At 68.3% G+C, this 16051-nt stretch carries 16 protein-coding genes; 7 read left to right on the plus strand and 9 right to left on the minus strand.

Annotation, left to right across the window (positions count from 1 at the left end):
- Positions 1 to 101: 101 nt before the first annotated feature.
- The 4 genes from AC0IXR_RS08135 (at position 102) to ruvX (ending at position 3777) form a co-directional block, all read left to right on the plus strand.
- A complete protein-coding gene (locus tag AC0IXR_RS08135) occupies positions 102 to 1583 on the plus strand; it encodes an APC family permease (protein WP_471760370.1) in 1482 nt (493 codons plus the stop codon).
- Positions 1584 to 1684: 101 nt separating this feature from the next.
- A complete protein-coding gene (locus AC0IXR_RS08140; protein ID WP_471760371.1) occupies positions 1685 to 2563 on the plus strand; it encodes a SphA family protein in 879 nt (292 codons plus the stop codon).
- Between the two features lie 177 nt (positions 2564 to 2740).
- Positions 2741 to 3280, plus strand: coding sequence for an SMI1/KNR4 family protein (locus AC0IXR_RS08145; RefSeq protein WP_471760372.1), 540 nt, complete (start codon positions 2741 to 2743; stop codon positions 3278 to 3280).
- On the plus strand, positions 3277 to 3777 hold the full coding sequence (gene ruvX / locus AC0IXR_RS08150; RefSeq protein ID WP_018043477.1) for a Holliday junction resolvase RuvX: 501 nt from the start codon (positions 3277 to 3279) through the stop codon (positions 3775 to 3777). The genes AC0IXR_RS08145 and ruvX overlap by 4 nt, the downstream gene beginning before the upstream one ends.
- 13 nt (positions 3778 to 3790) lie before the next feature.
- Here ruvX and AC0IXR_RS08155 read toward each other — a convergent pair whose 3' ends face one another.
- Positions 3791 to 3991, minus strand: coding sequence for a hypothetical protein (locus AC0IXR_RS08155; protein ID WP_018043476.1), 201 nt, complete (start codon positions 3989 to 3991; stop codon positions 3791 to 3793).
- Positions 3992 to 4009: 18 nt separating this feature from the next.
- Positions 4010 to 5071: a hydantoinase/oxoprolinase family protein gene (locus AC0IXR_RS08160; protein ID WP_471760373.1), complete on the minus strand. Its 1062-nt coding sequence runs from the start codon at positions 5069 to 5071 to the stop codon at positions 4010 to 4012.
- 27 nt (positions 5072 to 5098) lie between these two features.
- Here AC0IXR_RS08160 and AC0IXR_RS08165 point away from each other — a divergent pair, with 27 nt between their 5' ends.
- Positions 5099 to 5782, plus strand: coding sequence for a HisA/HisF-related TIM barrel protein (locus tag AC0IXR_RS08165; protein ID WP_471760374.1), 684 nt, complete (start codon positions 5099 to 5101; stop codon positions 5780 to 5782).
- Between the two features lie 153 nt (positions 5783 to 5935).
- Here AC0IXR_RS08165 and fae read toward each other — a convergent pair whose 3' ends face one another.
- The 7 genes from fae to AC0IXR_RS08200 form a co-directional block, all read right to left on the minus strand.
- The gene (fae, locus tag AC0IXR_RS08170; protein WP_018043473.1) at positions 5936 to 6448 is read right to left on the minus strand and encodes a formaldehyde-activating enzyme; all 513 of its coding nucleotides are present in this window, start codon (positions 6446 to 6448) and stop codon (positions 5936 to 5938) included.
- Positions 6449 to 6707: 259 nt separating this feature from the next.
- Positions 6708 to 7553, minus strand: a complete 846-nt coding sequence (locus tag AC0IXR_RS08175) for a triphosphoribosyl-dephospho-CoA synthase (protein WP_471760375.1) — start codon at positions 7551 to 7553, stop codon at positions 6708 to 6710.
- The gene (locus AC0IXR_RS08180) at positions 7550 to 8464 is read right to left on the minus strand and encodes an ATP-grasp domain-containing protein (protein ID WP_056423978.1); all 915 of its coding nucleotides are present in this window, start codon (positions 8462 to 8464) and stop codon (positions 7550 to 7552) included. The genes AC0IXR_RS08175 and AC0IXR_RS08180 overlap by 4 nt, the downstream gene beginning before the upstream one ends.
- A gap of 163 nt (positions 8465 to 8627) precedes the next feature.
- On the minus strand, positions 8628 to 9614 hold the full coding sequence (gene mch, locus AC0IXR_RS08185; RefSeq protein ID WP_056423976.1) for a methenyltetrahydromethanopterin cyclohydrolase: 987 nt from the start codon (positions 9612 to 9614) through the stop codon (positions 8628 to 8630).
- The gene (locus AC0IXR_RS08190; RefSeq protein ID WP_471760376.1) at positions 9611 to 10780 is read right to left on the minus strand and encodes an ATP-grasp domain-containing protein; all 1170 of its coding nucleotides are present in this window, start codon (positions 10778 to 10780) and stop codon (positions 9611 to 9613) included. The genes mch and AC0IXR_RS08190 overlap by 4 nt, the downstream gene beginning before the upstream one ends.
- A gap of 194 nt (positions 10781 to 10974) precedes the next feature.
- The gene (locus tag AC0IXR_RS08195) at positions 10975 to 11868 is read right to left on the minus strand and encodes an NAD(P)-dependent methylenetetrahydromethanopterin dehydrogenase (RefSeq protein WP_471760377.1); all 894 of its coding nucleotides are present in this window, start codon (positions 11866 to 11868) and stop codon (positions 10975 to 10977) included.
- Between the two features lie 125 nt (positions 11869 to 11993).
- Positions 11994 to 12980 (minus strand): beta-ribofuranosylaminobenzene 5'-phosphate synthase family protein, encoded by a 987-nt coding sequence (locus tag AC0IXR_RS08200; protein WP_471760378.1) that lies wholly within the window; start codon positions 12978 to 12980, stop codon positions 11994 to 11996.
- Between the two features lie 330 nt (positions 12981 to 13310).
- Between AC0IXR_RS08200 and AC0IXR_RS08205 the strand changes: the two genes are divergently transcribed.
- Positions 13311 to 14390, plus strand: a complete 1080-nt coding sequence (locus tag AC0IXR_RS08205; protein ID WP_471760379.1) for a formyltransferase — start codon at positions 13311 to 13313, stop codon at positions 14388 to 14390.
- Positions 14384 to 16027, plus strand: coding sequence for a formylmethanofuran dehydrogenase subunit A (locus tag AC0IXR_RS08210; RefSeq protein WP_056423966.1), 1644 nt, complete (start codon positions 14384 to 14386; stop codon positions 16025 to 16027). The genes AC0IXR_RS08205 and AC0IXR_RS08210 overlap by 7 nt, the downstream gene beginning before the upstream one ends.
- The last annotated feature ends 24 nt before the right edge of the window (positions 16028 to 16051 follow it).

Below are 16051 nucleotides of genomic sequence, written 5' to 3' on the forward strand. Positions count from 1 at the left end.
GTGACCGCGCCAATTTCTCAATTGTTGAGGGACGCTTTTTCCGCTTAACGCCAAAGCATGCGGTGGGGGCAAATCATCGCTGCGAGGGGCGGCAGGTGATCATGGAACAGTTTCCGCATGGGCTGCGTGGGGAAGAAACCTCCGCAGAGCTTGGGGGCTACCGCCAGGAACTGAAGCGAACTTTGGGTTCGTTTCAAGTCTTCGCCGTTTCCTTTGCCTTCATTTCGGTAGCCGTCGGGATCTTCGGTACCTTCGACGACGTCCTTCGCAGTGCAGGCCCGGTCGGGATCTGGCTCTGGGCGATCGTGGCGATCGGGCAGACCTTCGTCGCCCTCGTCATCGCACAGTTCGCGGCCCGCATTCCCCTGACGGGCTCGTCCTATCAATGGGCGTCGCGCCTCGCCAATCCGGCAATCGGCTGGTGGTTCGGTCTCTTGAGCTTCTGTTACCTCGGCATCGGCGTGGTGGCGGTGGACAACGCACTTGCCAGCCAAGCGCTCATGCCCTTGCTCGGCATGGCGCCCGACGAGCAGACGGCCCGGTGGATCACCTTGGCGATCCTGCTGGTCCAGGCCGTGCTGACCATCGTGTCCACGCGCCTCGTCGGCCTGATCAACGGGACCGCCGTCGGCATCGAGGTGATGATCGTCATCCTGCTCGTGATCCTTCTGCCGATCGCGATCGCAATGAACGGGATGGGCTCCTTCGCCAACTTGACCTCCCGCGGGACGGCCGCCGCCGACCCCGATTATTTCAAGGTCGGCGGGGGCCTGATGCTCGCCATGCTGATGGGCCTCTCCACCCTCGTGGGCTTTGACGCCGCGGCCAATGTCGCCGAGGAGGCCAAGGACCCGTTTCGCAGCGTTCCTCGCGCCATCGTCGGATCCGTCGTCGCCGCGGGAGTGCTGGGGCTGCTTTTCCTGATCGCGCTCACCGTCGCCATTCCGGATGTCCAGCGGATCACCCTGAGCGACTCGCCGGTGGCCGAGATCCTCCACGACCAGTTCGGCCCCATGATGAAGACGATCATGATGGCCGCGGTGACATTCGCCTTCTTCGCCTGCGGAATGGTCGTGATGGCGACCGCGGCACGGCTGGTCTACGCGATGTCGCGGGACGGCCGCTTTCCCGCGTCGCGTCTGATGAGCCAGGTCCACCCGCGGACGCAGACGCCGATTCCGGCGACGATCCTGGTCCTCGTCGGGGGCATACTTCTCATGCTTGCGCTTCCGGGCGAGGCGCTTCTGCAATTGATCACGGCATCCACGATCCTGCCGATCCTCAGCTACGGCGTCACGGTCATTCTCTATCTGGCCGTGCGAAAGAAGCTCGACCGACGGGTCGGCGCCTTCGACCTGGGCGCTTTCGAGGTACCCGTCGCCGTCATCGCCCTCGTCTGGCTGATGGGCGCGCTGTTCGTGCTGGTCACGCCCGATGCAGCTTTGGTCCCCGACTTGATCGTGGTGGGGCTACTCGTCACGGGCGGCGTCTATTTTCTCTACCTTCTCAGGTTCAATCGCACGGTCCTTCAGGTCGAACCGCCCACGGCCACTCTGCCCACGGTCTCGCTGCCCACATCGTGACGCCACAACCGACCGACCGAGATGTGCGTCCGGCGACTCTTTCGCTTCGGGACAACCAGAAAGTGAGCGCCGTGGCAAAGTCAGCGACCAGAATCAGGACCATGCACGTGCTGGCTGCGTTGCTGGCCTCCATCACGGCGACCTTCCTCACCGCTCCGGCACGGGCGGACGAAGGGGGAGCAAACCTGTATCTGGCAGGCTCCTTCGCCAGCATGGCGGCGGTGCCGGGCATGCCGGGATGGTCGACGAGCCTGACCTACTACCACTCGACCGCAAGGGTTCAGAACGTCTCCGAGAGGGCGGACCTCGCCTATGCGGGGATCACCTATTCCCTCCCAACGCCGGTGCTCGACGGGCAATTGTCCCTCAGCCTGTTCGGCGCATTCGGCGGGATGGCCGTCGCCATCACCGATGTGAGGAACGATTCCCGGGTTGGAATCATGGACCTGACGCCAGCCGCTTCGATGCGCTGGAGCGCCGGAAATCACAACTACCTCGTCTATACCCTTACGAACGTCCCGTCCGGCACCTACAACTCATCACGCCTGGCCAATTTCGGCATCGGGCATTGGGGCCAGGACGCCGGTTTCGGCTACACCTATTACGATAAGGACTTGGGCTACGAACTCTCGGCCGTCGCCGGCATGACGTATAATTTCGAGAATACCAAGACACAGTATCAGAACGGTATCGACGCACATATCGACTTCTCGGCGTCGAAGTTCATCGGCGACCAATACCAGCTCGGGCTGGTCGGCTACGTCTATCAGCAGCTGACCGGCGATCGCGGACGCGGCGCTACATTTGGCCCGTTCAAGGGCAGGGTCTTCGCGGCGGGACCCCAGGTCGGCTACCTGTTTCCGGTAGGCGACGCCCAAGGGTACCTCAACCTCAAATTCTACCGCGAGTTCGAAGCGGAGAACCGCCCGGCCGGATGGAATCTGTGGCTGACCATCGCGATCTCGCCTCGGGGTGCATGAGAGGACGCGCTGGGTTCCCGGTCGCGGCCCGGGCAACGCATGGCGTCGAGCCGGGGAGCGGGATCGAGCGAACCCAGCGGCGTCACGTCGAGGAATCCTTCATGGACGTCTGGCGCATTTACGTCCCACGCGGCTATTCCCTCCGGAGTAGGGTCTAGCGCGTCGAGGACAGACATCATGTGGCAGACGGTGTTCACCGAATTCACTGCCGGGCCGAAAGCCGATCCGGCCGATCTCGACCGTGCCGAGGCCGAACTCGGTTTCCCGCTGCCGGAAAGCTACCGCAGCTTCTGCCTCGAATGCGGCGCAGGGCTCGCCTGCGGTTCCATCCGCATCGCGGTTCCGAGTTCCACCGAGAGCGCTGACCTCGTCACCCGCTCGGAACTGATCGCGCACAGCATCGCCTCCGTGATCGAGATGCGGGAGGGCCATCGCTTCGATATCGAGGGGGACGATCCGAGCGTTGTCGAGCGCGCCTGTTTCTTCGGTGAGACCGAAGCGGGCGAGTTCCTGTTCTGGGACGTGGTCGTCGGCACGGACCAGACCGAGCGCCGGGAATACGAGATCTGGGTGATGGGCGCCGATCTCGAATCGGTGCGGTTCGGGGGCGCCGACCTCCCCGATCTCATGCACCGGCTTCAAGGGCCCGCAGTGCGCGGCATTCTCGGCATGGGCGCCGAGCCCCTGCCCTCCAGCTTCCTGGGTCAGGTCTCGTGACGGAAGATGAGGTCCGGGCGTTCGTCGCGGCGTCCGCGGGCGGCCGGCGCCTCATCGGGATCGATCTCGGCACCAAGACGATCGGACTCGCCCTGTCGGATGTGGGCCGGCAGATCGCCTCGCCCCTCGAGACCATCCGCCGGGTGAAGTTCACCCCCGACGTCGCGCGCCTGCGCCTCCTGTGCGAGGCTCACCAGGTCGGCGGCCTCGTCATGGGGCTGCCCCTCAACATGGACGGTAGCGAAGGGCCGCGCGTCCAGGCCACGCGCTCCTTCGTGCGCAACATGAAGCCCCTGCTCGACCTGCCGGTGCTCTTCTGCGACGAGCGCCTGTCCACGGCGGCAGTGACGCGAGCCTTGATCGCGGCGGATGCCTCGCGGGCCAAGCGCGGCGAGGTCGTCGATATGCTGGCGGCCGCCTACATCCTCCAGGGCTGCCTCGACCAGATCCGGGGTCTGCTAGGGGACGAGGAGCGCGAGGAGCGCGACGCCTACTGAGGGGAGCGGCGCGTCACGCCGCCGCCGGCGGCTCGTCGTCTCCGGGCTCGACCGGCGAATTGAGGATGTCCTCCAACTCGTCCACCAGCATGTCGATCTGGTCCTGGCTCGCCAGCACCTTGAGGGTCTGGCCGCTCTCGGTAGCGAGGGCGAGCTCGATTCCCGCGCCGGAGCGCGTGGCGAGGATACGGGCGAGTTTGTGCGTGGCGCTCATGCGGGTCTCCCGTTCGGTTCAGTGTTGGATGGTTTCGGCGGCCAGCAGGGCCACCGCCACGGCCGGGCCGCAGGTGGAGGCCCAGTCGGCGCCCTCCTCCGCGAGCGACGGCGCGATGAGGTCGGTGAGCGCCACGGCTGGGCGTCCCAGGCGCCGGGCCAGCCGCTCTGCCAGGAATCGCCCCGCCCCGCAGACGATCAGAGGTGCATCCGCCGCGATGTCGGGGCGCGAGAGCAGGATCGCCGCCGCATCGTGGAGGGGACGGAGCTGACATTCGGCGAAATGCGCCGCGAGAGCGCGCCAATCCGCTGAGCCTCCCTCCGCATGGTCGCGGCCGATCATACGGGCGAGGCGGATCTCGGTCTCTGGGATCGATTTGCCCTTCATGTCGGCGCTGTGCTGCTGGTCGGCCCCCTCGGGCAGATCGCCGGTGAGACGGTAGACGTCGGCCGTGGTGGCGAAGGTCTCGGCCATCAGGCCCGTGCGTCGGCCCTTGAACGGCGCGGAGGCGGTGAAGGCGAGGACGGGCGTGCGCACCACGCCGGAATAGACCAGCTCGCCCGTCTCCAGGCGCTCGGCGTCGCTGTAACCGGTGGCGGCGGGGTGGCCGTCCACGATGGGGATCAGGTCGGCCGTGGTGGAGCCGATATCGACGAGGAGCGCGTTCGCCACGTGGCGGCCAGCCAGGGCCGCCGTGGCGTGCCAGTTCGCCGAGGCCACGTCGATGGCGGCGCCCGTCGCCTCGCGGGGCGCGAGGAGCCCGGCCCGGCCACCATAAATCCGCACCGAACCGGCAAGATTCGCGCTCGCCCAGGCAGAGAGCTGCGCCACGCCATCGGTGCGGTCGGAGAAGCAGTCGGTGAGTTCGCCCGTCATGGTGACGACGTGTTCGGCCTCGCCGCGCGCCCAATCCGGCAGCTGCGAAAACGTCTCGTCGAGGGCGGGAAGGCCGCGCCAGAGACGGCAGGGCGCCTGCACCACTGCCTCGACCCGGCCGCCCCGAACCAGGGCCGCCTTGACATGGACCCCTCCGAGATCCCAGCCGATCACCGGGTTGTGCGTGGATGCGGCAGATGTCACGGGCAAGTCCGTACAGGGAGGAACGCGATGAAGGATGGGTTTCGGATCGTTCCGGTGATCGACCTGCGCCACGGAGAGGTGGTGCGGGCCAGGGCCGGGGATCGCGACTCCTATGCCCCGATCGTGACGCCCTTGGCAAAGGGATCGTCGCCCGGGGAGGTCGCGCGGGGTCTCGCGGACGCGATTGCCGCGCGCATCCTCTATGTCGCCGATCTCGATGCGATCATCGATGGCAGGCCTCCGGATCTCGGCAGTCTCACGCAGGTCGCTCTCGCCTGTCCCGGCGTACAGCTTTGGGTCGATGCGGGATTCTCAGGGGGCGCCGGCGTCGATGCGTTCCTGGCGGAGGGGTTGGGCCGCCCGGTGATCGGCAGCGAGAGCCAGCACGATGCCGGCTTGGTGCGAGCGCTGGGAGACCGCGCGGTCTTCTCCCTCGATAGCCGGGGGGCCGAGAGGATGGGGCCGGCGGAACTCCACGACGAGCCGGCGCACTGGCCTTCCGAGGTCATTGTGATGACCCTGAGCCGTGTCGGCGCGGGGACCGGGCCGGATCTCGACCGCCTGTCCGAGATCCGCAGGGTCAGCCCCGCGACGCGGCTCTACGCGGCGGGCGGCGTGCGCGGACCGGGGGATGTCGCCGCGTTGGAGGAGATCGGCGTCACGGGCGCCCTGGTGGCCACCGCGATCCACGACGGGACGCTGCGGCGGTAGAGGGGCGATCCAAGAGTGTCGAGGCCATAAAAAAACGAGGCGGCCGGAGCCGCCTCGTTTCATGTTTCATCGTCCGAGGAAGATGGAAGCCAGTCGCTGGAGCAGGCCCCGCGGTGCGGGCGGAGGCGCGCTCTGCCCAGGACTGTCCCCGATCTAAGCGTTCGACGCGAAGGGGTGCGAAGCGGAGTTGCGCTGCTCGGTGGCGTAGGCAGCGGTGGGCTCGCCCTTGACGGCGCGCTGGATCGACAGCTTCACGGCGTCGTAGTTGTACTTCTGGATCTTGGCGTCGTCGGCAGCTTCCCAGTGAATGAACACGCCGACCAGGATGAACAGGTCGTCGGCTTCGTCAGCGGGGATGATGCCTTCGGCAACGGCGTCCTGCACGGCCTTGGCAACGCCGTACTGGGCGGGGCCGAACATCTGGACGGCCTGACGGGCGTCGTTGATGGTGACCTTGTTGAACATCAGGGTGTTCGGCTTGCAGGGCAGGTTCGGCGCGATGACCGCGAGCAGGCTGGTGAAGCCGTGCTTGTTGTTCACGAGGCCGTTGCAGAAAGCCGTCTCGGCCGGCGAACCGCGCGGTCCGATGATGAGATCGATGTGGGCGACCTCGTTGCCATCGCCGACGAGAGCCTCGCCGACCAGAACTTTGTTGATCTTCGCCATGTGGGGTTTCTCCCAGGAGTCTTGAAAAAGCATGACCGCCCCGTAGTTTGGCGCGGCCGAAAGCCATCCTTGTTCACGGCGTCCAGTCCCATGAGGACCGGACCGGTTTGCCCGGATCGCGGCGCGGACCCTACTCTGGGGTCTCTGCCGGAACAACCCTGCAGGGGGGGCGGATTCGAGCAAAATCTTTGTCTAACGGGGGGTTGAACGCGCCGTTTCATGAATTATGGCGCACTCCGCCGGCACCGGGTGGCCGGTGTCACGGCTGTTCCATCCCGGCCGCCAGCAATCGGTCGGCGAAGAGGGTGGCCACCGTCATGTCCGCGCTGGTGCCCGGATTGAGGTTCTGGCCCTTCCACGAGCGGTCCCGTGCCAAGAGCTCGGTGACGGGGTGCGTGGCGAGATCGAGAGAGAGAAGCTCCGCCGCCTCGGCGCGCAGGGCGTCGGCGCGGTCTGGCCCGTGCTTGCGCGCTACATGGCTGTCGGGGACGGCCGCGAGGTAGCCGAGGAAGACCGCGGTCGTGCTCCAGGGGGGCGTGAGACCCTTGCCGCGCGCCGCCGCCAATGCGGGCAGGCCGATGCCGAAGATGTCGGCGAAATCGGTGACGTAGGCGCGGGCGATCCGATCGCGCGGGGCCGCCTCTGCCATGGCAGCGACGAGGCTGGCGGGCGCTACCGATTCGGTCACGTCGTGCCGTTCGACTCGGCCGAGGCCGCCCGGATTGGCGGCGCGAATCGCCGCGAAGACGTCGGTCGCATCGGCAGCGTCGAGGGTATCGAGAACGTGGCTCAGCGCCTCGCGCAGAGGGCCGCCGCCCTCGGCGGCGAGCGCCAGGGGCGCGCAGAGGAGGAGAATGCCGAGATTGGTGTTCTGGCCCACCGCGCCGAGGGTCGCCTCCATGGCGGTGCGGACGCGCCGGCCGATCCGCGCGCCGGGTTCCGCGAGATGGGGAGCGGAAATTTCGGCGCTCGTGACGAAATCGGCCACCGCCATGCGGTGGCCGTCGCCGAAGACGTGGACGTTTCCGGGTTTCAGGGCATCGAGCTCGGCCAAGCAGCACGCCCGGTAGGCCGTGGCGATCGCCTCCGGCGAAGGCCCACTCATCCCGATGCCGCGAGGAGCCGGGGGGGCCTCGCTGCCCGTACGGCGTTGAGGAAGCCCCGGGCCACGGCGGCCGCGACGTCGACCTCGGTGACCTGCTGCAGGCCCGACCAGGCCGGCATGGAATTCACTTCGAGGACGAGGTATCCGCCCTCCCCGTCTTCCACGAGGTCGATGCCGGTATAGTCGACGCCGATGGCGGCGGCGGCCCGCTCGGCGAGCTCGGCAGCCTTCTCCGGCATCGCCCAGGGCAATGGCCGGCCCCCGCGGTGGACGTTGGTGATCCAGCCGTCGCCTTCGCGGATCATGGCGGCAATGGCCCGGCCCTCGCAGACGAAGACGCGGTAATCGCGCCAGAGGCCGTCGTTCCGCGCGATGTAGCGCTGGAGATAATAGACCCGCGACACTGCCTCCTCGGCGGGCAGGTCTTCCGGCCGTTCGATCAGCTGCAAACCCTCGCCCTGTGAGCCGAAGAGCGGTTTGAGCACCAGTGGCCGGCCCGGCCCCGCCTCGCGGGCGACGCAGGCGGCGGCGGCCTCACGGCTGGAGAAGACGAAGGTGTCGGGAGTGGGCAGGCCCGCCCTGGCGACGAGGAGACTCGTCATGGCCTTGTCCACCGAGCGCTCGATGGCACCGGGGGAATTCCACACCGTGACCCCGGATGCGACGAGGGCGTGGAGCACGCCGAGCCGCATGGTGGTGGCCTCGAAGGTACCCCCAGCGATGGTGCGCAGGAGGACGCCGTCGGGCAACCCGTCGGAGAAGCCCGGCACCCGGAGCGGTTCACCCGCGCCGGTGACCACCGCCACGTCGGCGAGCGAAAACAGCACCGGCTCGGCGCCGAGATGTTCCAGGGCGGCCCTCAATCGGGCCTTGTGCCAGTTGCCGTTATCGGCCGCGAGCCCGATGCGCATGTTGTTCGCAACCTCGACGTCGATCCCTCTCCCCCTTGCGGGAGAGGGTGGCCCGCGAAGCGGGTCGGGAGAGGGGAGCGCCGGTTCCGGACAGGGCTTCCCCTCTCCCGGTCGCTCCGCGACCACCCTCCCCCGCGGAGGGGGGAGGGTTGCGTGATGGGCCTCAGCTGAAGGAGGCTTCCACCAGTTCCGGCATCAGCCGGCCACCGCGGAAGCTCTTGCCGGTGGTCACCGAGGTGACGATGACCTCGGCCGGGCTGAAGAGCGCGCCGTCGATCTTGTAGAAATCGCCGTTCACCCGGCCGAAGATCTCGGCGAAGGGCGCCCCGTGATCGGCGGAGGTGGTGGAGGGAAGCTGCTCGGCCAGCTGCTTGGCATCCGCCTCGTCGGCCTCGACGAAGAGCTGCACCCGGCCGCCATAGATGATGGCGTCGTTGGTGCGGCCCATGGCCTGGATGAAGTCGGGATGCTGCGGCGAGAGCGGGGCCGAGCCGATGCCGTCGACGATCTTGTGCAGGTCGAAGCCCACGGTATGGGCCTTGTGCAGGGCGACTTCGAGGACGCGGGCGACGACCTGTGTCGAGCCGGCCAGCGACTGGGTCGGTGCGTAGATGAAGGTCAGGGCCTCGGCCGACAGGCCGCAGGCCTCGGCGACCTTGGCGATGACGGAGGCGGGCGGTCCGCCGGCGGCTTCGAGCACCAGGGCGGTTCGGCTGGCCGTGTCACGGTAGCCGAGCTCGTTGTAGAGGTCCTCCACCACCGAGACGGCACGGCCGGGGCCGGAACCCAGGGCGAAGAAACCGGAATCCCCGGTCTCGTCGGCAAGCGACCAGCCGGCATACTGGCTGCCGAGGCAGGCCAGAACCGGATCGGCGGAATGCACCACGACGGAATAGGGCCAGGACGCGATCGGTCCTGTGGGAACGATCGAGACGGTGCCGAGGCCGCCGAGGCAGATCTCGGCGATGCGCCGTCCGGCCTCGATGGAGCCGCGCACGGTGGCGCCGGCATCGACCATGCGCGCGCCGTTCTCGGTGGTGACGGCAAGGCGCAGGGCCTCGGCGTCCGCTACCAGCTTCTCCACGAGGGGAGCGGACAGGGCGTTCAGGCTCGGCGTGGTCCGGAGCGTGGCGGGGGGATGGGTGGTCATCGGGCTTCCTCCGTCGGGGCGAGCAGGGTCCGCAGAGTGGCGGCCCGGACACGCAATAGGTCTCGGGTGGCGGCCGAGTCCGGACCTTGGGCGAACACGGTGCATAACGGTGCATCGCGTGCCACGGGGGCGCCGGATTGTGGGCGGTCGCGAACGAAATCCGGCCAGTCGAGGGGCGGCATCGGCGCGTAGCCGGCTGCCGCGTACCAGATTTCCGTGGCCGCCGCATCCACCGGTGCTGGTTCGATTCGCGGCAAAACGCCGAGGCTCGCGTCGATATGCGCGGTCAGCAGTGGCGTGTCGCGTCGGTCCAGGATGTCCAGCGTGGCTCCTGGGCGCGGGTTGATCTCGGTGAGCCACCATCCCGCCTCGGAGACGAGGAGGTCGGCGCTGGCGAGGCCGCGAAGCCCCGTCGCTGCGACGAGGCTACCAATCGCCGCCGTGATCGCGTCGAGGGCGGGGGCGGCCAGGAAAGGCGGCTCGTGGGCCGCCCGTTCCAGCGCACCGGCATAGCGGAAGGGGCGTAAGGGAGACGGCGCGCTCCATTGCTCGCTCACCGCCAGGATCGCCACCTCGCGCCCGTCGGCCAGGAAGGCGACCGCATGGGCTGTTCCATCGACGCGTCTCTGGAAGTAGGCGCCGGGTGGGGCCCGGCCCATGCCCGCGGGGCGGATATGGCTGCCGCCGGACCCGCCGGCACGCTTGACCAGCCAGCCCGACCGGTCAGCCAGAAGGTCCCGTGTCACTTCGGGATGGGGAATCGCGTGCCGCGCGCAGAGGGCGGCGAAGGCGAACGGATCCTTCAGGGCCCGGACCGAGCGGGGCGTGGCCCCCAGCAGCCTGTGGCTCCGGCCCAGTTCCTCCATCAGATCCGGGGCGGTCTCGAAGCCGCTGCCGAGAACCAGTCCGATCGGTGGCTTGTCCGTCTTGGCGGCCAGGGCATCGAGCCCGGCCAAAACGCCCTCCCCCGTCAGCCCTTCGCCGAAACGGCCCTCGGCGGGGCGATAGCCTTCGGCGAGGGCGCGGGTGTCGGCATCGCCGAAGAGGTCGAGGACATAGGGGCGCAGGCCCGCCCTGCGCGCGGCCTGCGCCAGGGCGCGCCCGGACTGGGCGGCGATGAGAAGTGCGTCACCCTGGGACGGACGCCGTTCGGATGATGCTGCCATTGCGGCGATCGCTTCGGATCACTCCTACGCTGCTCCCACCACCCTGCCTCATCCTGAGGCGACGAGCGAAGCGAAGGCCTCGAAGGAGGCTTCCAGTTTGCTCGGCGGGAGCTGGAGACCTCCTTCGAGGCCCGCTTTCGCGGATACCTCAGGATGAGGTCATGGGTAGGATCGAGCGAGCAGATGAGTGCCCGTCAGCCCGCCACCTCGACGGCGACCTTGTAGGCGTCGCGGAAATCGAGGCAGAGGGGCTCGTCGGCAGCGAGAATCTGGCGGAACAGGCGCGACTGGGTCTGGTACTTGACGTTGCCGACCGCGAGCGCGCCGATGCCGATACCCTTGCCCGTGGGCAGCGCCACGTCCTTGGCGTTCACGTCGATTCCGGCGATGCCGGCGGGCGGTACTGCGTTCACGTCGGAGGCGACCAGGAGCTTCGGGGCCGATTCGAGATCCGTCGCCGACAGGATCGGGACGCCGGCCGGGCCGGCCGAGAGGATCACGTCGGCCTCGGCGATGGCGGCGCGGCGCGCATCGCCGGTCGAGCCGTCCACGGCGCCGACATCAATGCCGAATCGCCATTTCATCGTGAAGGCGATCTTGCTGACACGCTCCTCGCCATCATGCCCGACGAGGACGGTCTTGGCGCCTTCCAGCGCGCCGATCACCGCCGCCACATAAGCCACGACGCCGGCTCCGCCGAAGATGACGATGCGCTTGCCCTTCAGGTCGGTGCCGAACTTCGCCTTGAGGGCGCGGGTCACCTCGGCGACCATGGCGGCACCGGTGGTGAAGGACCCGGCCGGATCGGCCACGATGTGATTAGCGAAGGGCGGTACCAGGGCTTTCTTCGCCCGGTCCATCATGTCGAGGGCGTCCTCGGCATTCTTGCCGCCGATGAAGATGGTCGTGCGGGCGCCGTCCTGGGGCGAACGGGAGAAGATCGAATCCTGCACCAGGGAGGTCACGTCCGGCAGGGTTACGTCCGTATAGGTCGCGATCGTCTCGAAGCCAGCATCCACAGCCATGTTCACGTCGAACGGGCTCATATGCTTGAGGGGCGTCAGCATATGCAGAATCGAACGGGCCATCGTCTGTCTCCTCCGCAAGTGTCCGACTCCCTCGCGGGGTCGCCTCTCGCATGGTTTCTTTCACGTCTACATCCAGAACCGGCCTGGGCCGGCATGGTCAAGCGTCGCTCATGCGCCAGGTTCCCTTAAAGTCGCGTGACCGAGGCGCCGCTGTTGCGTCCGCGCGCGATCACGAAGCGCAGGGAACCGGGACGTTCGAGGTCGGCCTTGAGCGCCTGGGCCTCGGCCTCCGACGCCAGGAGGGCGAAGCCGGTCGGCCCCCATGAACTCTGGCCGTAGCCGGCCACCCCTCTGGCGGCGATCGCCGCAAGGGCCTCCGCCACGGCGGGGCTCGCATAGCGCCCACCCTGATGCGGCGCGAAGTGGTCGCCGATCAACCGCTGGATGGTGGTGATGCCGGCCCCGAATCCTTCGGGCTCCGCCGTGGCGACGGAGGGCAGCACCTGCATCAGTACGATGCGGCAGATCTCGGCCGCCTGCGCCTCCGGGAAGCGCGGCAGGTCTCGGAAGGCCTCGACCTCACGGGTGCCATGCACTCCCGTCATGCCCTCGTCGAGGATGAGCAGCACCCGCCACGCTTCAGGATAGGCGAGACGCGCGATCAGGGGCGGCGGGCCATTGCTGGCGTCTCGGCCCCCGTCGACGATCAGCCCGCCTTGGGTGAAGGCGGCGAGGCCTACGCCGGACCGGTTGCCACGGTCGAGGGCATCGGCGAAGGCGTCGGGCGAGAAGGGACGGCCGTCGAGGGCGGCCAGCGCTGCGGCGACACTCAGCGCGAGCTGCGTGCCCGAGCCGAAACCGGCATGGGCGGGGATCGCCTGGTCCACCTGCAAGGCGGCGTGCCCTGCGATGCCGAGATGGCGCGCTGCCGCCTCGGCATAGCCCCTGGCGCGCCCGGCCTCGAGCCCGTCCACCCGGAGCGCCGCCGCCGGCCTCGCGGTGAGATCGATGGAGGGGGCGTCGACCGCGAGGCCGATGCTCCCGAAGCGCCGGCCGAGGCCGCCATGAAGATCGAGAAACCCGAAATGCAGGCGCGCGGGTGCATGCACCCGGACCGCGCCGCGTGTCGCCGCTTCCTGGCTGAGAGGCCGTTCGTCGGCGATCCGGTCCACGGCGAGCTCCTTTATCGTGACACGCTCCCGTCCTGGCGCATGTCAGCCGCATCCTCGTCCCGTCGGTCGGTGGCGGGAGCAAAACCGCGCTCGAGACGACGGCCCGGTTGCCGGCTTCTCCCACGGAGGGCCGACCGCTCGCAAGCACCGCCCGCCATCGCGATCGCCATTGCCTCCATGCGATTGCCCCGAAGCGGCGAGCGTGGGGGGTTGCTTGCGACGTCTCCGCGATGCAAACGTGCCGGCCCACTAGGAATGGACTGGCGCAGTCCCGCCGTGCGCGACGCTGAACACAGCGCGTGCCGGGCCCTCGTTCTCCAAGGTGAAGGCATGGCTGCCTGGGTAAAGGGTGGTGCGGTGGACGTGAGCGCGGCGGTGGAGGCCGCCGCGACGCTCCTCGCCACAGCAAAGACCCCGATCGTCACGGGGTTGAGTGCGGATACGAGCGCGGTGAGGGCGGCCTATCATCTGGCTGGACTGATCGGTGCCTCCGTCGATCCCGCCGGTGGCGACGGACTCTATGCGGAGCTTGGTCCTCTCAGTCAGTTCGGTAACCTCAACACGACGCCGGCCGAGGCGATCGGCCGGGCCGATGCCGTACTGGTCGTCGGCCTTCGGCCGTGGGACCGCCCGATCGTGCAGGAGATCGCCTCCTCTGCGCCGGTGCGCGGTCGCGCTGCCGGCTCCGAGCGGACGCTGCTCTCCCTCGGCGGTCCCGGCAACGGAGCCACCCGGCACGTGGCCTATCCCGCCGATACCGGCGGGCTCGCCGTCTCGGTGGCGCATCTGCGCGCTTACGTGAAGGGCAACCTCTCCGGCGAAGCGGCCTTTGCCGACCTCGCCCGTCGCCTCACGACCGCGCAATACGGCGTCGTTCTCTACGATGCGGCCGAGCTCGGTGAGCTCGGCGTGGAGATGCTGCAGGGTCTGGTCCGCGACCTCAACGACCTGACGCGTTTCTTCGCACTCTCCATCTCCGACGGGTTCCAGGGGCGTGCCGTGACCCAGCTCGCCTCCTGGACCACCGGCCAGCCGCCGCGGGTCGGTTTCGGACGCGACCTGCCCGAGCACGATCCCTGGCGGTTCGATAGCGCGCGCCAGGTGGCCGCCGGTGAAGTCGATGCCGCCGTTTGGCTCGCCGCCATCCCTGCCCCACGCCCGGACTGGCTCGGCAGCCTGCCGACCATCGCCATTGTTGGCGAGGGCAGCCCCGAGGCTACCGGCGACGTCGCCGACATCGTCATCGCGGTGGGCGTGCCCGGCGAGACTGCCGGCGGCGCCCTGTGGAACGAGCGTCGCGCGGCGATCACCTATTCGCCCCCCGTCGGCCAACCGGCCGACCTCACGGCGGCCGGCGTGCTCGCCGCCATCCAAGATCGCCTCACGCAGAAGAAGGGCGTCTCATGCTGATCCTGATCCAGGGCGGCCGGGTCGTCGATCCTACCGCCGGCCGCGACGGTATCGGTGATGTCTGGATCGAGGACGGCCATGTCGTCGCCGCCTCCGAGCGCAAGCCCGACCGGACCATCGATGCTTCCGGTTGCGTCGTGATGGCGGGCGGCGTCGAGGTGCATTCGCATATCGCCGGCGGCAACGTGGTGATGAGCCGCCTGCTGCTGCCCGATCTCTATGCCAGCGAGGCCGCGCCAGAAGGCCATCCCTTCGCTCATGCCGGCGGCTCCGCCGCCTGGATCGGCGCGAATTACGCGCGGATGGGCTACACCGTCGCCGTCGAGCCGGCGATGCCGCCGACCAACGCACTCGCGACGCAGCTCGAACTCGCCGACATCCCGCTGCTCGACCGCGGCGCCCTTACGGTGATGGGCAACGATGACCAGCTTCTCGAATTGCTGCGCCAGCGCGAGGGCAAGGCGGCGGTGCGGGACCTCGTCGCCCTCTCGGTGGCGACCTCGCGGGGCCTCGGCGTCAAGTGCATCAATGCGGGAGGCGCATCGGCCTTCAAGGACGGGATGCTCAATCTCAGCCTCGACGAGGAGATCCCGGTCTACGGGCTCACCACCCGCAAGATCATGAACGCCCTCCTCGACGCGGTGGAGGAGATCGGTGTCCCGCACCCGCTCCACGTCCATGCCAACAATCTCGGCATTCCCGGCGCCGACGATTCGTTCGTGGCGACGATGGAAGCGGCGGAGGGACGGCGCATCCACTTCGCCCATGCGCAATTCTATGCCTATGGCGCGGCCGATCCCGCCAACCCGGCCACCGGCGGCTTCCGCTCTGCGGCCGAGCGAATCACGGAGGCGATGGAGCGGCACCCCAACGCAACGTTCGACGTGGGTCAGGTCGCCTTCGGCCAGACCGTGACGATCTCGCTGGACGTGATCCGCCAGTTCGCCGGCCGCAAGGGCGCGAACCCGAAGAAGTGGATCATTACAGCAGGTGACGCGGAAGGCGGCGGCATCGTGCCGTTCCTTTACAAGCCGCGCGGCCCGGTCAGCTCCCTGCAATGGGCGATCGGCCTCGAATTGATGCTGCTGTCGGGCGATCCGGAGCGCACCATCCTCACCACCGACCATCCCAATGGCGGCCCCTTCACCGAATATCCGCGGATCATCCATCTGCTGATGGACAAGGAGGAGCGCGACCGTGAGATCGCCGGCCTGCACAAGGTCATCGCCGAGCGGTCCGGCCTGTGCGGAATCGAGCGGGAATATTCCTTCTCCGAGATCGCCCAGCTGACGCGGTCCGGCCCGGCCAAGCTCCTCGGCCTCGCCGATCGCGGCCATCTCCGTGAGGGCGCCCGCGCCGATGTCGCAATCTACCGGGACGACAAGAACCGGACCGCGATGTTCGCCCGTGCCCGGCTCGTCCTGAAGGACGGCGAGGTCATCGTCGAGGATGGCGAGATCGTGAACTGGCGTTCGGGCCGCACGCTGGAGCTCGTCGTCGAATCCGACAAGGCGATGGTGACGCGCGCCGACGCCTATCTCGACGCTCGCTTCGGCACCGGCCTCGACAGCTTCACCGTGCCGGACGCGGCCTTCCCCGCGGGCGACGTGTTCGAGGACGTGGCATGTCGCGCATGAAGATCCTGCAGGGCTCGAAGACGA

The sequence above is a fragment of the Methylobacterium sp. AC832 genome, from assembly GCF_979256025.1.

Bases quoted from the DNA above. Each gene is read 5' to 3' on its own strand.
- fae (WP_018043473.1), bottom strand. From the start codon at position 6,448: ATGGCGAAGATCAACAAAGTTCTGGTCGGCGAGGCTCTCGTCGGCGAT.
- AC0IXR_RS08140 (WP_471760371.1), top strand. From the start codon at position 1,685: ATGCACGTGCTGGCTGCGTTGCTGGCCTCCATCACGGCGACCTTCCTC.
- AC0IXR_RS08210 (WP_056423966.1), top strand. From the start codon at position 14,384: ATGCTGATCCTGATCCAGGGCGGCCGGGTCGTCGATCCTACCGCCGGC.
- AC0IXR_RS08190 (WP_471760376.1), bottom strand. From the start codon at position 10,780: ATGGCAGCATCATCCGAACGGCGTCCGTCCCAGGGTGACGCACTTCTC.
- AC0IXR_RS08165 (WP_471760374.1), top strand. From the start codon at position 5,099: ATGAAGGATGGGTTTCGGATCGTTCCGGTGATCGACCTGCGCCACGGA.
- AC0IXR_RS08180 (WP_056423978.1), bottom strand. From the start codon at position 8,464: ATGCGCATCGGGCTCGCGGCCGATAACGGCAACTGGCACAAGGCCCGA.
- mch (WP_056423976.1), bottom strand. From the start codon at position 9,614: ATGACCACCCATCCCCCCGCCACGCTCCGGACCACGCCGAGCCTGAAC.
- AC0IXR_RS08155 (WP_018043476.1), bottom strand. From the start codon at position 3,991: ATGAGCGCCACGCACAAACTCGCCCGTATCCTCGCCACGCGCTCCGGC.
- AC0IXR_RS08135 (WP_471760370.1), top strand. From the start codon at position 102: ATGGAACAGTTTCCGCATGGGCTGCGTGGGGAAGAAACCTCCGCAGAG.
- AC0IXR_RS08175 (WP_471760375.1), bottom strand. From the start codon at position 7,553: ATGAGTGGGCCTTCGCCGGAGGCGATCGCCACGGCCTACCGGGCGTGC.
- AC0IXR_RS08195 (WP_471760377.1), bottom strand. From the start codon at position 11,868: ATGGCCCGTTCGATTCTGCATATGCTGACGCCCCTCAAGCATATGAGC.
- AC0IXR_RS08205 (WP_471760379.1), top strand. From the start codon at position 13,311: ATGGCTGCCTGGGTAAAGGGTGGTGCGGTGGACGTGAGCGCGGCGGTG.
- AC0IXR_RS08145 (WP_471760372.1), top strand. From the start codon at position 2,741: ATGTGGCAGACGGTGTTCACCGAATTCACTGCCGGGCCGAAAGCCGAT.